At 68.9% G+C, this 15,711-nt stretch carries 16 protein-coding genes; 6 read left to right on the top strand and 10 right to left on the bottom strand.

Annotated features, from left to right (window positions below; all coding sequences use genetic code 11):
- Nucleotides 1–244 precede the first annotated feature (244 nt).
- Nucleotides 245–1,390, top strand: coding sequence for a porin (locus C6P64_RS02390; protein WP_105746998.1), 1,146 nt, complete (start codon nt 245–247; stop codon nt 1,388–1,390).
- A 75-nt stretch (nt 1,391–1,465) separates the two neighbouring features.
- Here C6P64_RS02390 and C6P64_RS02395 read toward each other — a convergent pair whose 3' ends face one another.
- The 7 genes from C6P64_RS02395 to C6P64_RS02425 all read right to left on the bottom strand — a co-directional run bounded on the left by C6P64_RS02395 (nt 1,466) and on the right by C6P64_RS02425 (nt 8,899).
- Nucleotides 1,466–1,801 carry a c-type cytochrome gene (locus C6P64_RS02395; protein WP_170073031.1) on the bottom strand — a complete coding sequence of 112 codons (336 nt, stop codon included), beginning with the start codon at nt 1,799–1,801 and terminating at the stop codon, nt 1,466–1,468.
- Nucleotides 1,802–1,900: 99 nt separating this feature from the next.
- The gene (locus tag C6P64_RS02400) at nt 1,901–3,622 is read right to left on the bottom strand and encodes a PQQ-dependent methanol/ethanol family dehydrogenase (RefSeq protein WP_281257932.1); all 1,722 of its coding nucleotides are present in this window, start codon (nt 3,620–3,622) and stop codon (nt 1,901–1,903) included.
- Between the two features lie 177 nt (nt 3,623–3,799).
- Nucleotides 3,800–4,828 carry a quinoprotein relay system zinc metallohydrolase 1 gene (locus C6P64_RS02405; protein ID WP_105747000.1) on the bottom strand — a complete coding sequence of 343 codons (1,029 nt, stop codon included), beginning with the start codon at nt 4,826–4,828 and terminating at the stop codon, nt 3,800–3,802.
- The gene (locus C6P64_RS02410; protein ID WP_105747001.1) at nt 4,825–5,688 is read right to left on the bottom strand and encodes a quinoprotein dehydrogenase-associated SoxYZ-like carrier; all 864 of its coding nucleotides are present in this window, start codon (nt 5,686–5,688) and stop codon (nt 4,825–4,827) included. Before C6P64_RS02410 ends, C6P64_RS02405 begins: the two co-directional genes overlap by 4 nt.
- 21 nt (nt 5,689–5,709) lie before the next feature.
- The gene (locus C6P64_RS02415; protein WP_245911597.1) at nt 5,710–6,558 is read right to left on the bottom strand and encodes an ABC transporter permease; all 849 of its coding nucleotides are present in this window, start codon (nt 6,556–6,558) and stop codon (nt 5,710–5,712) included.
- A complete protein-coding gene (locus C6P64_RS02420) occupies nt 6,555–7,817 on the bottom strand; it encodes a type 1 periplasmic-binding domain-containing protein (protein ID WP_245911598.1) in 1,263 nt (420 codons plus the stop codon). The genes C6P64_RS02415 and C6P64_RS02420 overlap by 4 nt, the downstream gene beginning before the upstream one ends.
- 35 nt (nt 7,818–7,852) lie before the next feature.
- Entirely contained in the window at nt 7,853–8,899 is a 1,047-nt protein-coding gene (locus C6P64_RS02425) for a PQQ-dependent catabolism-associated beta-propeller protein (RefSeq protein WP_105747002.1), read from the bottom strand.
- A gap of 195 nt (nt 8,900–9,094) precedes the next feature.
- Between C6P64_RS02425 and C6P64_RS02430 the strand changes: the two genes are divergently transcribed.
- Genes C6P64_RS02430 through soxZ form a run of 5 tightly spaced genes read left to right on the top strand, consistent with a single transcriptional unit; the run spans nt 9,095 to nt 13,406 of the window.
- Nucleotides 9,095–10,195 (top strand): tripartite tricarboxylate transporter substrate binding protein, encoded by a 1,101-nt coding sequence (locus C6P64_RS02430; protein ID WP_105747003.1) that lies wholly within the window; start codon nt 9,095–9,097, stop codon nt 10,193–10,195.
- The gene (locus C6P64_RS02435; RefSeq protein WP_105747004.1) at nt 10,192–10,926 is read left to right on the top strand and encodes an ABC transporter ATP-binding protein; all 735 of its coding nucleotides are present in this window, start codon (nt 10,192–10,194) and stop codon (nt 10,924–10,926) included. The genes C6P64_RS02430 and C6P64_RS02435 overlap by 4 nt, the downstream gene beginning before the upstream one ends.
- 22 nt (nt 10,927–10,948) lie before the next feature.
- Entirely contained in the window at nt 10,949–11,299 is a 351-nt protein-coding gene (locus tag C6P64_RS02440; protein ID WP_105747005.1) for a c-type cytochrome, read from the top strand.
- Nucleotides 11,299–12,576, top strand: coding sequence for an NAD(P)/FAD-dependent oxidoreductase (locus C6P64_RS02445; RefSeq protein ID WP_105747006.1), 1,278 nt, complete (start codon nt 11,299–11,301; stop codon nt 12,574–12,576). Before C6P64_RS02440 ends, C6P64_RS02445 begins: the two co-directional genes overlap by 1 nt.
- Nucleotides 12,577–12,596: 20 nt before the next feature.
- Nucleotides 12,597–13,406, top strand: coding sequence for a thiosulfate oxidation carrier complex protein SoxZ (gene soxZ / locus C6P64_RS18755; protein WP_105747007.1), 810 nt, complete (start codon nt 12,597–12,599; stop codon nt 13,404–13,406).
- Nucleotides 13,407–13,448: 42 nt separating this feature from the next.
- On the opposite strand, the gene C6P64_RS02455 is transcribed toward soxZ, so the two are convergent.
- The 3 genes from C6P64_RS02455 to C6P64_RS02465 are packed head-to-tail and all read right to left on the bottom strand — an operon-like array spanning nt 13,449 to nt 15,641.
- A complete protein-coding gene (locus C6P64_RS02455; RefSeq protein WP_211296782.1) occupies nt 13,449–14,228 on the bottom strand; it encodes an ABC transporter ATP-binding protein in 780 nt (259 codons plus the stop codon).
- Nucleotides 14,229–14,244: 16 nt separating this feature from the next.
- On the bottom strand, nt 14,245–14,958 hold the full coding sequence (locus C6P64_RS02460) for an ABC transporter permease (RefSeq protein WP_105747009.1): 714 nt from the start codon (nt 14,956–14,958) through the stop codon (nt 14,245–14,247).
- Nucleotides 14,955–15,641: an ABC transporter permease gene (locus tag C6P64_RS02465; protein ID WP_105747010.1), complete on the bottom strand. Its 687-nt coding sequence runs from the start codon at nt 15,639–15,641 to the stop codon at nt 14,955–14,957. Before C6P64_RS02465 ends, C6P64_RS02460 begins: the two co-directional genes overlap by 4 nt.
- Nucleotides 15,642–15,711: the final 70 nt, after the last annotated feature.

Here is a 15,711-nt window from a genome sequence, read left to right on the forward strand (position 1 = left end):
TTTTTCAACGGCCTGTTAAAGCCGCACCCATTCAATCAGGTGCGGTTTTTTGTTTTTTGGGGTTGTGCTGAATTGAATCAGGGCGTTCCGGTTTTGAACATTCCTTTTTCCGATGTGTCAATTTCGGCTTGTCCTGGCTGAAATCCTATTGGTTTTCTGATCAATTGCATTGGCATGGGGATTGCTGATGGGATATTGCCGATTCTTGTCGGCACAGTAAAACCTATATTTGGAGATATCCCCCATGAAAAACCAACTCTCTGCCCTCGCACTGGCCATTGCCGCGCTGCCGGCCGCCCATGCGGTCGACCTCCAGGCCGGTGACTGGACGGTCACGGTCGGTGGCAACATCAACGCCTTCCATACCCAGTCCAGCTGCAACCAGCCGGCAGGCACCGTCACCGGCACGGCACTGGGGGATGCGGCATTGGCGTGCGGCGGCAAGGATTCCAGCACCGTGATCGGCAACGGCCTGCTGCCGTCCATGCTGAACGTGGGAGCCAAGACCAGGCAGGAAGGCTATGACATCGGCGCCACCATCGGCATGGGCGTGGCGACCGCCACCAACAGCGCCATCGGCCAGAACAGCGTGGTGGACGTGCGCCATGCCTTCGTGACCTTCGGCAACGCCGACATGGGCAGTGTCAAGCTCGGTCGCGACTACGGCCTGTTCGGCCTGTCTCCGGTGCTGAGCGACATGACCCTGCTCGGGGTCGGCGCCGCTACCAAGGCCACGCAGAACGGTCGCGTGTCCCTCGGTCACCTGGGAGCGGGCATGGTCTATCCGGGCACCTATGGCCAGATCGCCTACACTAGCCCCAGCCTGTCGGGCGTGACGCTCGATGTCGGCGTGATGAGCCCGGTCGATGCCGCCAACACGGCATCGGATTCCCCGCAATTCCAGGCCCGCGCCAGCTACGCCGGCCAGGGCTTCAAGGCCTGGGCCGGCGCCAAGTCGCAGAAGTTTGATCCACGCGCCGCCAGCGCTACTGTGGCGGCGGCACCGGGCTTCACCATGAGTGCGCTTGAGCTGGGTGCCTCGGCCAACTCGGGTCCGTTCGGCGTGGTCGGCACGGTGCAATCCGGCAAGGGCCTGGGCATCCTGTCCGATGGCGACCAGGGCAGCAACACCACCACCAGCACCTTCCTGCAAGCCACCTACCAAGCCACCGATCGCGTCAAGCTCGGCCTGGGCTGGGGCAAGAGCAAGAACGACGATGGCGCGGGCAATGCCCTGCAATCCAACCAAAACGTGACGGCTGGCCTGTACTACAATCTGACCAAGAACCTGACCCTGGTGGGCGAATTGGGTCAGACCCAGTCCAAGGCATTCAATGGCAATTCGGCCAGGCAGGACAGCGTATCTGTCGGCGGCATCTTCTTCTTCTGATCTGACAGGGTCTTGAAACATCAAAAGCCGGGCTGAAAGCTTCAGCCCGGCTTTTGATCGAGTTGTTCAGTCAGATCAGGGCTTTTGTGCCAGCACCCAGGTCGCGATCTCCTTGAGCTCGGCCTGCGACAGGTTGGCGTGTGGCGGCATCGGCACGCGGCCCCATTTGCCGCGCGAGCCGTTCTGGATGCTCTGCATCAGCGAGGCCGCGGCGTCCTTGTCGCCGGCATACTTGGCCGCGACGCTCTGGAAGGAGGGGCCCACCACCTTCTCGTTGACCGAGTGGCAGGAGGTGCAGCCGTTGGCCTGCATCACGGGGATGAAGGTGGACTGGTCCGGCGTGGCCTGTGCGATGCCGGCGCACAGCAGCAGCATCGATCCCAGAGCCAGGCGGCTGTGGTGCTTGAACATATCTTGTCTCCTAGTCTTGCGGGCACCGGCCTGCTGCCGGTGCCATTTCATGCGCGGCACCCGCCAGGGCCGTGACCTGGCCCGGGTGCCGCATGGCGATCACTTCATCAGCTTGAAGGTCCAGACCGAGCCGCCCTGCTCGAGGAAGTTGACCTTCTTGGCCACTTCACCGCCCCACAGCGGCACCGCGCCGCCCCAGCCCGAAACGACCGTGACGTACTGCTCGCCGTCCTGTTTCCAGGTGATGGGAGGTGCGACTATCCCTGAGCCGGTCTGGAACTGCCAGACCACCTTGCCGGTCTTGGCGTCGGCGGCCTTGAGGTAGCCTTCCGGCGTGCCCCAGAACACCAGGTCGCCCGCGGTGGTCAGCACGCCGCCCCACAGCGGCGCCTCGTTCTTGACTTCCCACTCGATCTTGCCGGTCTTGGGGTTGACCGCGCGCAGCGAGCCGATGTAGTCGTCGTACAGCGGCTTGATCGTGAAGCCCGCGCCCAGGTAGGCCGCGCCCTTCTTGTAGGTGATCGGCTCGTTCCAGATCTCCATGCCCCATTCGTTGGACGGCACGTAGAACAGGCCGGTCTTGGGGCTGTAGGCCATCGGCATCTGGTTCTTGCCGCCCAGGAAGCCCGGCGCCGCGAAGACCGACTTGCCCTTGGTTTCGCCAGCCGCAGCGGCGGTCGGGTCGCCCGGGCGGCCATCGGCCGTGAAGTTCGGGCGGCCGGTCTCGAGGTTGATGCCGTTGGCCCAGGTGGTCTTGGTGACGAAGGGGAAGGCGTTGAGCAGCTTGCCGGTGCTGGCGTCGTTGACGTAGAAATAGCCGTTGCGGTCGGCCTTGCCGCCGACGCGCTTGCCGTCCAGGTCGAAGGTCACGAACTCGTTGACGCCGTCGAAGTCCCAGCCGTCGTTGGGCGTGTTCTGGTAATGCCACTTGATCTGGCCGGTCTTGACGTCGATCGCGACCGTCGAGGCCGAGTACAGGTTGTCGCCCTTGCGCACATGGCTGTTCCACGGACCCGGGTTGCCGGTGCCGAAGTAGGCCAGGCCGGTGCTGGCGTCGTAGGTGCCACCGAGCCAGGTCGCCGCGCCGCCGGTCTTCCAGGTCTCGCCGGGCCAGCTCGCGTTGGTGGTGCCGGTGATGCCGTTTTCCTGGCCGTCCTTGTAGCCCATGTGGCCTTCGACGGTGGGGCGCGACCAGACCAGCTTGCCGGTCTTGGGATCGCGTGCCTCGACCCGGCCGACGACGCCGAACTCGCCGCCCGAGACGCCGGTCAGCAGCAGGCCCTCGGCGATCAGCGGCGCGGCGGTGTAGCTGTAGCCGGCCGCGTAGTCGTCGATCTTCTGGCGCCAGGCGACCTTGCCGGTCTTGCGGTTGAGCGCCACCAGCTGCGCGTCGAGCGTGCCGAAGATCACCAGCTCGTCGTAGAGCGCGGCGCCGCGGTTGATCACGTCGCAGCAGGGCATGATGCCCTCGGGCAGGCGGTGCTCGTATTTCCAGAGCTTCTTGCCGGTCTTGACGTCGAGCGCGAAGATGCGCGAGTAGGAGGCGGTCACGTACATGATGCCGTCATGCACCAGCGGCTGCGACTGCTGGCCGCGCTGCTTCTCGCCGCCGAACGACATCGACCAGACCGGGGCCAGGCGCTTGATCGTCTTGGCATTGATGTCGGTCAAGGGCGAGAAGCGCTGGCCTTGGGTGCCCAGGCCCCAGCTCAGCACGTTGTCGGGCGTCGCGGCGTCCTTGGCGATCATCTCGTCGGTGACCTGGGCGCCGGCCTGCGCGGCGGCGGCCAGCACCAGAAGGCTCAGTAGTTTTCTTTTCACGTTCAGTCTCCTGCTCTTGGTGGTTGCTTGAGGGATAGCAACTCGTTGCACGCCTGGGCACCAGGGCCGGCTCGGCGACGAGTCGCTTCTTTCAAGGCAATTCACATGCCAGCGCCTGCAGGAGGTTTTTTGGCTGAATGGGACAGTTTGCGTGCTGTCACAGTGTTCAACTTTGCATCACTGTGCCGTGACAGTCTGGCCGCGCAGGGCCTGCCGCTCGTAGGCGGGGTAGAGCTGGTGCACGCTGCGGATGAATTCGGCCGGCTGTGCGGCCCAGAATGCGAAGCGTGCCGGCACCGGCAGCCGGATCACCTCGGACAGGTCGAGGCCGCGCTCGGCGCTCTCATGCAGCGTGGCCTGCAGCCACTGCAGCCAGTCGCGCGTCTGGGCGATGCCCGCCAGCCCGCGCGAGACCGGCCCATGGCTGGGCACCAGGGTCTTGATGCCGTGCGCACGCACCAGCTGCTCGATCCGCTCCAGGCTCTCGAGCCAGCGCCCGAGGTCGGCGTGCGGCGTGGTCGGCACCCGGTCGGCGAACACCAGTCCGCCCGCGAACAGCACGCCGCTGTCGTGGTCGAGCAGCACCAGGTCGTCGGCCGTGTGGCCCGACAGGTGCAGCAGCTCGAGGCGGTGGCCGCCGAGCTCGCGCTTGCCCGGCCGGATTTCCTGCGTCGCGGGCCGGTGCTCGCTGCCCTTCATCCAGTCGCCGCAGAGGCGGAACAGGTTGTCCTCGTAGGCCTTGCCCTCGGCGCGCTGGCCGGCTATCGTTCCCGCCAGCGCGGCGACGGGAAGATCCTGCCAGGCCTGGTTGCCAAGGAAGTAGTCCGGGTGCAGGTTGAGGTTGATCACCTGTGTCACGGCTGGCGCTGCCTGGCGCTGGATCGCGGCGCGCTGCTGCTCGCCATAGAGCCGGGACGGCCCCGTGTTGATGACCAGCGTGCCCGCGGCCGTCGCGATGAAGCCGGTGTTGATGATGTTGCAGCCGTTGTCGCGCGAGAAGTCGTCGACCGCGCCCTCGATGACCCAGGTCTCGGCGGCGATCTGGCGTGGCGCCAGCCGGTAGTCGAGCCTGACGGCATCGACGCCAGCGGCTGGCTGGCCGGCTGGCCGGTCCTGCGCCAGCGCCGCATCAAACGGGGCCTGCAGCGCCGCCAGGCAGCACAGGACCCGGCAGCAGGCCGGGAGGGTGTTGCAGCCGGTCTTCATCTTTTCAGCTCCTGCTCGATGCGGTTGCCGTTGTTGTCCTGCCCGGTCAGGGTCAGCGGGGGCGGGTGCTGCTTGAACTCGAAGGTCAGCAGCGGGTTTTCCGACACCGGCTCGTGCAGCTCGATGCGCAGCCAGCTCTGCTGGGCGCTGTCGCGCAGCTCGAGCGCCTCGAGGTGGAAGGCCGGAATGCCGGCGACCAGTCCGGTGTCCATCGGGTGCATCACCTGCAGCCGCAGCCGCGCGCCGTGGCCCTCGAGCAGGTCGGGAAACAGTCGCGCCTGCACCTGGTTGAGCGTGCGCGACCAGCTGCCGTCGCTGCGGCTGGCGCCCGGCACCGTGCAGCCGCCCCCAGCGGCATTGATCCAGGTCTGGCCGACATGCCATTGCCCGTTGCTGGTCCTGACCAGCGCGCGCACCGGCGAGGCCTGCTCGAGCCGGAAGCGCAGCGCGAGCATCGGTTGCGCCTTGCGCGGCAGGAAGGTCGCGACATGCTGCACCGGGTTGCGGTCGGCGACGATCACGATGCGCTCGACCTCCTGGCCTGGCCCGAGCAGGCCGCGCGCGTCCACCATCAGCGGCACGTTCATCGCGTCGTCGGCCATCGGCGGACCCTTGACCAGCACGGCGTCGCTGAACTGCATCTTCTCGCCGCCGATGAACTTGCGTCGCAGCAGCGGCCATTGCATCGATTCGAGCGGGTCGCCGCCGCTGTGGTCGATCGCGGCGCGCACCGATGCCGGCAGGCCATGGAGCAGCGTCGCCAGGCCGCCGAGCAGGCAGCTGCGACGCGACAGGCCGGGCCGGCCCGGATCAGGCCGGGCAGGATCAAGCCGGTATGGGAGCAGGTCAGGCGGGGTCATCTCGTCTCCAGTGTCCTGGTTCTAGTTCGCGCCGCGCTGGCGCATCCAGCCGCGCTGCGGGTCGTAGCCGCGCAGCGCGAGCACGAAGCACAGCGCCGTGCCGCCTGCCAGCACCAGCAGGCTGACGCCGTTGACCTGGCCGCAGAGCGCGAAGCGGATCGCCTCGACCGCGTGGCTGAAGGGGTTGACAAGCGCGAGCAGGTGCAGGGTCTGGGCACCGGCTTCCTCGAGCTTCCAGAGCGGATACAGCGCCGGGCTGATGAAGAACATCGGGAAGATCACGAAGTTCATCGCGCCGGCGAAGTTCTCGAGCTGGCGCACATGGACCGACAGCATCAGCCCGAGCGCGGCCAGCAGCGCCGCGGCCAGCAGCAGCACCGGCAGCGTGGCGAGCAGCTGCAGCGGCTTGAACTCGACACCGAGCAGGCCAGCGATCAGCAGGAACACCAGCATCTGCAGCAAGGACAGCGCGCTGCCGGCGAGCAGCTTGAACGCCAGCAGCCAGCCGCGCGGCAGCGGCGCGGTCAGCAGCAGCCGCATCATGCCCATCTCGCGGTCGTAGACCAAGGAGAGCGAGCTCTGCATGCCGTTGAACAGCGCGATCATCCCGAGCAGGCCCGGCACCATGTAGACCTTGTACTCGATGTAGGTCTCGTAGGGCGGGATGATCGCGACGCCGAACACATTGTGGAAGCCGGCGGCGAACACGATCAGCCAGAGCAGCGGCCGCACCAGCGCCGAGGCCAGCCTGGCCGGCTGGCGCAGGAACTTGCCGACCTCGCGGCCGACGATGGCGCGTGCGGCGCGCAGCAGGTGGACCTGGTGGCTGGGGGCTGGCGTCATGGGCGGGAGTTCCGGGTTGGCGCTCATGGCGCGGCCTTGCAGGCACTTTCCTGGCGGTCGACGCCGAGCGTGTCGAGCTGCTCGAGCGGATGCAGCACGCCGTCGATGGGCGCTACGCCGATCACGCCGTCGCCATGCGCCAGGAAGACCGGCTGGCGCAGCTGCCCGTCCCAGGCGCGGTAGGACAGGCGCGGCCCCTTGGCGCCGTCGACATACACCGATCCGCCGCGCAGCGCGCGCGCCTGCTCGACCACGCCCGCCTTGGGCAGCTCGCCGAGCACGGCGGCGATCGAGCGCAGCGCGATCCAGGCTGACCAGTCCTGGCTGGTCATGGCGCGGCCAGCCAGTTTGCGGAAACGCCGGGAGACCTGCGGGCCGCCGTTGCGCTCCCAGTGCGGGTGCCAGGCCAGCGCGCTCAGGCCGTTGCTGCCGACCACCGGGCGCGGCTGCTGAGTGGCATAGGGCAGGGTGCGCGCGAACTCGCCATCCGCATCGAGCACGACGACCACGTCATGCTCGCGGTCCGAGGTCAGCAGCCGGGTATTGGCCAGGTCGCGCTCGCGCGGGTCGCCCGAGAGCTTGAACGCCTTGACGCCGATGTTCTTGATGCCGTAGCGGCTGGCCGCGCGCTGCCAGGCCTGCAGCAGCTGCGCGTCCTCGGGGCCGGGGCCGTGCAGCACCCAGGCCTTGCGCCAGGAGCGGGCGGCGAGGTATTGCGCCAGCGCATCCTGCAGCATGGCCTGGCTCGGCAGGCTGTGCAGCAGCTGGGCGCCGCAGTCGGCCCCGCGCAGGCTGTCCTGGGGCGCGCTCAGGTTGAACAGCAGCGCGGCGTCGCCCGCTGCCCTGACTGCCTGCGTCACCGCGGCCGGCGGCAGGTCGAGCAGCCAGTAGGCGACGCCTTCCTTTCTGAGCTGGGCCAGCGCCGCCGGCAGCGCGGCGAGGTCGGGCAGCAGGACGTCGCGCAGCTGCAGCGTCTTGCCGGCAGCGCGCAAGCCGACCTCGGAGTCCGCCAGCGCGAGCTGCACCGCGTCGAGCAGCCGGCCGCCCGGCTGGCCCGGGTAGGCGCGTTCCAGCCGCCGCGGGGCGTGGCGCGGATCGTCGGCGAGCCCGATCAGCGCGACCGTCGCGCTGCCAGATCCAGTTCCAGCCCCCGGCCTGGCCGGCGCTGCCTTGCCGGCCGCCGTCGCCAGCCGTGGCAGGGCCAGCGCGGCCAGCAGGCCAGCGGCGCTGCCCAGCCAGGCGCGGCGCGGGCCCGGCTCGTCCATCTCAGGGTCCATCGTGCGCATCTTCTTCTCCATCGGCACAGTGCCTGCGGGGGGAATCAGGGCAGCACCAGCGGCGTGTGCGGCACGCGGCCGGCCGGCACGGTGCGGATCGCCTTGCCCGATCGGGTGTCGATCAGCGTCATGTCGTCCGACAGGCCGTTGGTGACGTAGAGGGTGGACTCGTCCGGGCTCAGTGCCAGGCCCCAGGCGCGCTTGCCTGCCAGCACCGTGCGCCTGACCTTGCGGCTGGCGACATCGACCTCGGCCACATGGTTGGCGCGTCCCAGGCTGACCCAGGCAGTGCGGCCGTCGCGCGTGAGCAGGATGCCGACCGGCGTGATGTCGCTCGCGCGCATGCCATCGAGCGCGAACTTCAGCGTCGCCTTGACGCTGCGGCTGGCGGTGTCGATGATGCTGACGCTGGTGCTGAGCTCGTTGCTGACCCACAGCTCCTTGCCATCGGGCGACAGCGCGAAGCGGCGCGGCCGCTGTCCGGCTTTGATGTCCTTGATGACCTTCTTCGCTGCCAGGTCGATCACATGCACGACGTTGGCATCCTCGGACGTCACATAGGCGGTCTTGCCGTCGGGCGTCACCAGCACGCCCTCGGGCTCGCCACCAGTCTTGATCTTGAACAGCGTCTTCTGGCTCGCGATGTCGTAGGCCGCCAGCACGCTCTCGTCCTCGATCGAGACATAGGCCGTCTTGCCGTCCGGGCTCAGCGCCATGATCTCGGGGCTGTCGGCGACCGGGATCCGGTCGACCATCTTGCCGGCCGCGCGGTCGATGACGCCGATCTGGTTGCTGTCGCCGCAGACGACATGGATCCGGCGGCCGTCGGCGCTGGCCTTCATGTCGCGCGGTCGCTGGCAGACCTCGATGCTGGACTGCAGCTTGCCGCCGGCGTCGAACAGGTTGACCTTGTGGTCTTTCTCGCTCGAGACATAGACCGACTGCGCGCTGGCGCTGCCGAGCGCGCCGAGCAGCAGCAGCGAGGCTGCGGTCAGGCGCGGCAGCCACTGGCTGGCCGATGTCCGGACCAGGCGGTGCAGGTCGGGCTGCGGCCCGGGTCGTGATCCGAATCGAAGGCGGGATGGGGTCATTTTCCTTGTCTCCTGTCTTTGTCGCTCTCGTGCCAGGCCGAGTGCTGTTGTGCGTTTCATCCAGCAAGCAACGTGCCATGGCCTGTGCCGGCCCTTGCAACAGTTTCCCGCCTCGGCTTGTTGCACTTTGGAGCAATCCCTGCCGGCACGCGACTTGCTGCAGCTGTGCCGTATCGAGCAGGAGACCAGGCGCCCATGACACCACCGACAAGCCGCGACACCCGCGCTGCCAGCGAACCCGATGCCGCGACCAGGGCGGGGCCTGGCGCGGCCTTGCCACGCCGTGCCGCGCTGCAGCGATTGCTGGGTCTGGCCACTGCTGGCTCCGGCTTCGGTCTCGGCCAGGCCCGCGCGGACTTGCGCCAGCCCGACGCACCGGCCTGGCCGTACAAGCCGGTCACGCTGATCGTGCCCTGGCCGCCTGGCGGCGGCACCGACCTGTCGGTGCGGGTGCTGGCCGAGGAGGCCGCGGCCCGCCTGGGCCAGCCGGTCATCGTCGCCAACCGTCCCGGCGCGGCCGGCACCATGGTCGCGCCGCTGCTCAAGGCCGCGCAGCCGGACGGCCACACCATAGGCCAGCTGCCCGTCACGGTATTCCGCCATGCGCTGATGAACCGGGTCGCCTGGAACCCGGTCAGCGACCTGGCGCCCATCCTGCAGGTCTCGGGCACCACCTTCGGCCTGCTGGTGCCGGCGGCCAGTCCCTGGAAAACGATCGGCGACCTGCTCGACTGGGCTTCTGCCCATCCGGGCGAGCTGCTGCTGGGCTCGACCGGCATCGGCTCGACGCCGCACCTGGCGATGGAGGAACTGCTGCTCGACCATGGCATCCGCTACACCCATGTGCCCTACAAGGGCACGACCGACCAGATGCTGGCGCTGGCGGGCGGCGCCATCATGGCCGGCATGAACTCGACCGGCTTCGCGCCCTGGGTCGAGCAGGGCAAGCTCAGGCTGCTGGCGCTGTTCGGCGAGCGCCGCAGCCAGCGCTGGCCCGCGGTGCCGACCATGCGCGAGCTGGGTTTTCGCCACGCGGTGCATCACTCGCCCTGGGGCCTGGCCGCGCCGGCCGCGACGCCGCCGGCCGCGCTCGAGATCCTGCACCAGGCCTTCCGCCAAGCCTTGTTCACGCCGCGCCACCTGGCCGAGCTCGCGCGCTACGACCAGGAGGCGGCCTACCTCGGCCCGGCCGACTACCGCCGCGCGCTGGCCGAGACGGTCGAACGCGAGCGCCGCCTGCTCGAACGTCTGCAGCTGCTGGCCGATCGCCAGCCGCGCCCGAGGAGCGAGGCATGAGCGCGGCCGTGCTCGAAGTCGCCGGCCTGGTCAAGCGCTACGGCGACAAGACCGCGCTCGACGGCGTCGACCTCGAGATCCGCTCCGGCGAGATGGTCGCGCTGCTGGGCCCCAACGGCGCCGGCAAGTCGACCCTGATGCAGCTGCTGACCGGCCTGTTCGTGGCCGACCAGGGCAGCATCCGCGTGCTCGGCCACGACATGCGCAGCGCTGCGCCGCGCGCGCTCGCCAGCCTGGGCGTGGTGTTCCAGCAGTTCGCGCTCGACCTCGACCTGTCGGTGCGCGCCAACCTGCTGTTCCACACCGACCTGCACGGCCTGCCGCGCCCACTCGCCTTGAGCCGCATCGCCGAGGGACTGGCGGCGGTCGGGCTGGCGGACGATGCATCCCGTCCGGTGCGCGCGCTCTCGGGCGGCAACCGGCGCAAGGTCGAGCTCGCGCGCGCCATGCTGCACCGGCCCCGGCTGCTGTTGATGGACGAGGCCACCGTCGGCCTCGACCCGGTCTCGCGCCGCCAGCTGACCCAGGCCGTGGTCGATCTGTGCCGCCAGCATGGCGTGGCCGCGCTGTGGACCACGCACCTGGTCGACGAGGTGGCGCAGGCCGATCGGGTGCTGGTGCTGCATCGCGGCCAGCTGCGCTTCGATGGCGACATCCCGGCCTGCCTGGCGCGCACCGGCGCTGCCGACCTGGAGACGGCCTTCCTGCAACTGAGCGGACAGGCGACATGACTGCGCATCCGCAGAGGACGCCATGCGCAAGTCCAACTTCCTGATTGCCCTGCTGGCCATTGCCGGGACGGCTATTGCCCAGCCCTACGATCCGCTGCAGGTCCGTAGCTGGGCCGCGGGCTGCACTGCCTGCCATGCCTTCCAGGCGCCCCAGGCATCCCAGTCGTCCCTGGCCTTCCAAACCAGCCCGGGCCAAGCCGACCCGATCATGCCCCCGCTGGCCGGTGCCGGGCGCGAAGCCATGGCCGCGGTCCTGCTCGACTTCAAGTCCGGTCGCCGCCCCGCCAGCGTGATGCAGCAGCTCGCCCGCGGCTACGATGACGAGCAGCTGCGCGCCATCGCGGCCTATTTCGACGGCCTGAAGCAGCCATGATGCAGCGCCGCAGCTTCCTGCAAGCCGGCCTGGGCGTCGGCGCCGCTGCCGGCTTGCTGCCCGCCCGGGCCCAGTCCATCCAGCGCGAACCGGCCCGGGTCGTCGTCATCGGCGGCGGCTTCGCGGGCGCCACGGCGGCCAAGTACCTGCGCCTGTGGTCGCAGCAGCGCGTCGCGGTCACCCTGGTCGAGCCGCAGCCGCGCTTCCTGTCCTGCCCGCTCTCGAACCTGGTGCTCGCGGACGAGCGCGAGCTGTCCGACCTCACGCTCGACTACGCGCAGCTGGTCAGCCGCCATGGCGTGAACTGGGCCAGGGAGCGCGCAACCGGCATCGACCCGCAGCGGCGCCGGGTGCGCCTGGCCGGCGGCACCGAGCTGCCCTACGACCGCCTGATCGTCGCGCCCGGGGTCAGCTTCGATTACAGCGAAATGCCCGGCATGAACCGGCCCGGCGCGCAGCAGGCGGTGCCGCATGCCTGGAAGGCCGGTGCGCAGACCGTCGCGTTGCGTCGCCAGCTGCAGGCCATGCCCGACGGCGGCGTGTTCGCGATCAGCATCCCGCCCGCACCCTACCGCTGTCCGCCCGGCCCCTACGAGCGCGCCTGCCTGGTGGCGCACTACCTGCGCCGCCACAAGCCGCGCAGCAAGCTGCTGGTGCTGGACGCCAATCCCGACCTGACCTCCAAGGGCGCGCTGTTCCGCCAGGCCTGGGCCGAACGCTATCCCGGCCTGGTCGAATACCGTCCCGGCCACCGGGTGGTCGATGTCGACCTGGCGCAGCAGAGCTTCAAGCTCGACTTCCACGAGGATGTGCGTGCCGATGTGCTGAACCTGATCCCGCCGATGCGCGCGGGCGACATCGCGCTCGACGCCGGGCTGGCGACGGCGCAGCAGCGCTGGTGCGAGGTCGACTTCCTGAGCTTCGAATCCAAGGCCGTCGAGCGGGTCCATGTGCTGGGCGACGCGCTGCAGGCCGCGCCCGCCATGCCCAAATCGGCCCATATGGCGAACCAGCATGGCAAGGCCTGCGCGGCGGCGGTGTTGGCCCTGTTGTCGGGCGATGTACCCAATCCGCTGCCGCATTACAACAACACCTGCTACAGCTTCGTCGATGCGCAGCAGGCCATGCATGTGGCCAGCGTCCATCGCTATGACGCCGCTCGCGCCACCATGCTGCCCGTGCCGGGCGCGGGCGGCCTGTCGGAGCGGCCCAGCGCGCTCGAGGGCCGCCAGGCGCTGGCCTGGGCGAATGGCATCTGGGCCGACAGCCTGGCCTGACGCCTGCTACGGATGACGCCATGCACACGCTGCCCACCCGACCCCTCATCAGGCGGCGCAGCGCCATCGCCAGCGGCTTGCTGGCCTTGACCGGGCTGTGGCCGACGCTTGGCCGCGCCGGGCCGTCCAGCACCTTCGAGGCCAGGCGTTTTCCTGAGCTGCTGGCGGCGCTGGGCGGTCGTGACCCGGTCGAGAGCCCGCTGCTGCGCCTGAGCGGGCCCGACGTGGCCGAGGACGGTGCCTCGGTGCCCCTGGGCATAGGCACGGCGCTGGCCGGCGTGCGCCAGTTGCTGCTGCTGGCCGACCACAATCCCAGCGCGCTGATCGCCGGCTTCCGGCCGGGCCAGGGCGTCGCGCCCGACTTCAGCCTGCAGGCCAAGCTGGTCGAATCGTCCGAGGTCTACGCGCTCGCGCTGCTGGCCGACGGCCAGGCCTGTTTCGCCCGCAAGTCGATACTGGTGGTCAAGGGCGCTTGTGGCGCTGGTGCCTCAGCACCGCTTGCCGAGCCCGGCCCGGATGGCCCCGCGCCTATCCGCATCCGTGCCCAGCAACTGGGCGACCGCGTCGTGGTGCGCGCGCTGGTCAGCCACGCGATGGAGTCCGGCCAGCGCCAGGACGACAGCGGCAGCTTGGTGCCGGCCCATTTCATCGAGCAGATAAGTGCCACCCACAACGGCGCCACCGTCCTCGCGGCCGAGTGGGGACCCTGGGTGGCGAGGAACCCCGTCCTGCGCTTCGAGCTGCGGGGCGCCCGGCCGGGTGACCGGATCACGCTGTCCTGGCGCGACAACCGGGGCAATAGCCGCAGCGACTCGGCCGTCGTGAGCTAGCGCCGGCCGCGTCAGCCCCGGCCGGCCTGGCTCAGGCCAGCGTCACTTGAGGTTGCCCGACAGGAACTGCGCCAGCCGCTCGCTCTTCGGGCTGGCCAGGATCTCGCGCGGATTGCCCTGTTCCTCGATCAGGCCCTGGTGCAGGAAGATCAGGTGGCTCGAGACCTCGCGCGCAAATCCCATCTCGTGCGTGACCACCACCATGGTGCGGTGCTCGGTGGCGAGCAGCTTCATCACGCGCAGCACCTCGTTGACGAGTTCGGGGTCGAGCGCGCTGGTCGGCTCGTCGAACAGCATCACCTCGGGCTCGACCGCCAGCGCGCGCGCGATCGCCACCCGCTGCTGCTGGCCGCCGCTCATGTGTGCCGGATAGCGGTCCTCGACCCCTTTCAGGCCGACGATCTCGAGGTACTTGCGCGCGGTCGCGATGGCTTGTTCCTTCGGCACCTTCAGCACATGGACCGGCGCCTCGATGATGTTCTCGAGCACCGTCATGTGGGCCCAGAGGTTGAAGTTCTGGAACACCATCGCAAGCCGGGTGCGCAGCCGCTGCAGCTGGGCCGGATCGACCGGCTCGAGCTCGCCGTTGTGGCGACCGGGCTTGAGCAGCAGCTCCTCGCCCGCGACGATGATGCGGCCCTGCTGCGGCTTTTCCAGCAGGTTGATGCAGCGCAGGAAGGTGCTCTTGCCCGAGCCCGAGCTGCCGATGATGCTGATCACGTCGCCGGCGCGCGCGGCCAGCGACACGCCCTTGAGCACCTCGTGCTGGCCGTAGCGCTTGTGGATGTTTTCAGCCTGTAACTTGTAGGCGGGTGCGTTCATGTTCAATATCGTCGAATCAGTGCTTGCGCGGTGCCAGGTAGGCCAGGTAGCGGCCCTCGGCCAGCTTGAACAGTCCCACCAGCGCAAAGCTGATGCAGAGGTAGATCGCGGCCGCGGCCAGATAGGCCTCGAACGGCAGGTAGAAGTCCGAGTAGATGCGCCCGGCAGCCGCGGTCACGTCGACCAGCGCCGGCACCGTGCTGGCCAGGCTGGTGCTGTGCAGCATCATGACCACCTCGTTGCTGTAGGCCGGCAGGGTGCGGCGCATGGCGCTGGGCAGCACGATGCGGCGCAGCACGGCCCAGCGGCTCATGCCCATCGCCTGCGCGGCCTCGATCTCGCCGGCCGGGGTCTCGCGGATCGCGCCGGCCAGCATCTCGGCGGTGTAGCCCGCGTTGTTGAGCGCGAACGCCAGCAGCGCGCAGAAGAACGGCTCCTTGAAATAGGTCCAGGGCCAGATCTCGTCCCAGCGCTGCTGTATCCACTCGACCTGGGCCAGGCCGTAGTAGATCAGGTAGACCTGCAGCAGCAGCGGCGTGCCGCGGATGCAGAAGGTGTAGCCGCCGACCAGTGCGCGCAGCCAGGCCTGGCGGCTGGTCAGCGCCAGCGCCATCAGCAGCGCAAGCACGCCGCCGATCGCCAGCAGCTCGATCAGCAGCTGCAGCGTGACCAGCAGGCCCTCGCCATAGAGCTGCAGCGTCGCGGGGTCCAGTATCACGTCCCAGTTCACAGCTGCCCCCGTTTCGTGCCCAGGCTGTAGCGCGCCTCGACCCGGCGCAACACCCACAGCGAGACCCAGGTGTAGAGCAGGAACAGGCCGGCGGCGAACAGCAGGAAGGTGAAGGGCTCGCGGGTGGCGGCGCTGGCCTGCTTGGCGCGGTAGGTCATGTCCTGCAGCCCGATCAGGCTGACCAGCGCGGTCGCCTTGATCAGCACCAGCCAGTTGTTGGTGAAGCCGGGCAGGGCGTAGCGGATCATCTGCGGCAGCGTGATGCGCCAGAAGGTGCGCAGCGGCCCCATGCCGAAGGCCCAGGCGGCCTCCATCTGGCCCTTGGGCACGGCCAGGATGGCGCCGCGGAAGGTCTCGGTCATGTAGGCGCCGTAGATGAAGCCGATCGTGATCACGCCGGCGGCAAACGGATCGATGTCCAGCGTTTGCTCGCTGCCCAGCGCTTCCATCAGATTGTTGAGGCCTATCGTGCCGCCGTAGAAGATCAGCAGCATCAGCACGAGCTCGGGAATGCCGCGCACCAGCGTGGTGTAGAGCGTGGCGGCGGCGACCAGCGGCTTGCGGCCGGAGAGCTTGGCGCTGGCGCCGGCCAGCCCGAGCAGGATGGCCAGCAGCAGCGAGGCCAGCGATACCGCCACCGTCAGCGCCGCGCCCTCCAGTATAGTCAGGAAATAACCGGTCATAAGAATGGAATGGGGCGGCCAGCCCGGCTTGGGAGCTGCCGCCCTGTTGGGGTAACTATTCAGCCCCCCA

It is taken from the genome of Malikia granosa, assembly GCF_002980595.1.
Lineage (GTDB): Bacteria > Pseudomonadota > Gammaproteobacteria > Burkholderiales > Burkholderiaceae_C > Malikia > Malikia granosa.

What these genes read in the sequence shown, in the direction of transcription:
- C6P64_RS02390 (WP_105746998.1), top strand. Translation starts at nt 245, where the DNA reads ATGAAAAACCAACTCTCTGCCCTCGCACTGGCCATTGCCGCGCTGCCG.
- soxZ (WP_105747007.1), top strand. Translation starts at nt 12,597, where the DNA reads ATGCACACGCTGCCCACCCGACCCCTCATCAGGCGGCGCAGCGCCATC.
- C6P64_RS02445 (WP_105747006.1), top strand. Translation starts at nt 11,299, where the DNA reads ATGCAGCGCCGCAGCTTCCTGCAAGCCGGCCTGGGCGTCGGCGCCGCT.
- C6P64_RS02435 (WP_105747004.1), top strand. Translation starts at nt 10,192, where the DNA reads ATGAGCGCGGCCGTGCTCGAAGTCGCCGGCCTGGTCAAGCGCTACGGC.
- C6P64_RS02410 (WP_105747001.1), bottom strand. Translation starts at nt 5,688, where the DNA reads ATGACCCCGCCTGACCTGCTCCCATACCGGCTTGATCCTGCCCGGCCT.
- C6P64_RS02425 (WP_105747002.1), bottom strand. Translation starts at nt 8,899, where the DNA reads ATGACCCCATCCCGCCTTCGATTCGGATCACGACCCGGGCCGCAGCCC.
- C6P64_RS02420 (WP_245911598.1), bottom strand. Translation starts at nt 7,817, where the DNA reads ATGCGCACGATGGACCCTGAGATGGACGAGCCGGGCCCGCGCCGCGCC.
- C6P64_RS02440 (WP_105747005.1), top strand. Translation starts at nt 10,949, where the DNA reads ATGCGCAAGTCCAACTTCCTGATTGCCCTGCTGGCCATTGCCGGGACG.
- C6P64_RS02405 (WP_105747000.1), bottom strand. Translation starts at nt 4,828, where the DNA reads ATGAAGACCGGCTGCAACACCCTCCCGGCCTGCTGCCGGGTCCTGTGC.
- C6P64_RS02430 (WP_105747003.1), top strand. Translation starts at nt 9,095, where the DNA reads ATGACACCACCGACAAGCCGCGACACCCGCGCTGCCAGCGAACCCGAT.
- C6P64_RS02455 (WP_211296782.1), bottom strand. Translation starts at nt 14,228, where the DNA reads ATGAACGCACCCGCCTACAAGTTACAGGCTGAAAACATCCACAAGCGC.
- C6P64_RS02395 (WP_170073031.1), bottom strand. Translation starts at nt 1,801, where the DNA reads ATGTTCAAGCACCACAGCCGCCTGGCTCTGGGATCGATGCTGCTGCTG.
- C6P64_RS02465 (WP_105747010.1), bottom strand. Translation starts at nt 15,641, where the DNA reads ATGACCGGTTATTTCCTGACTATACTGGAGGGCGCGGCGCTGACGGTG.
- C6P64_RS02415 (WP_245911597.1), bottom strand. Translation starts at nt 6,558, where the DNA reads ATGAGCGCCAACCCGGAACTCCCGCCCATGACGCCAGCCCCCAGCCAC.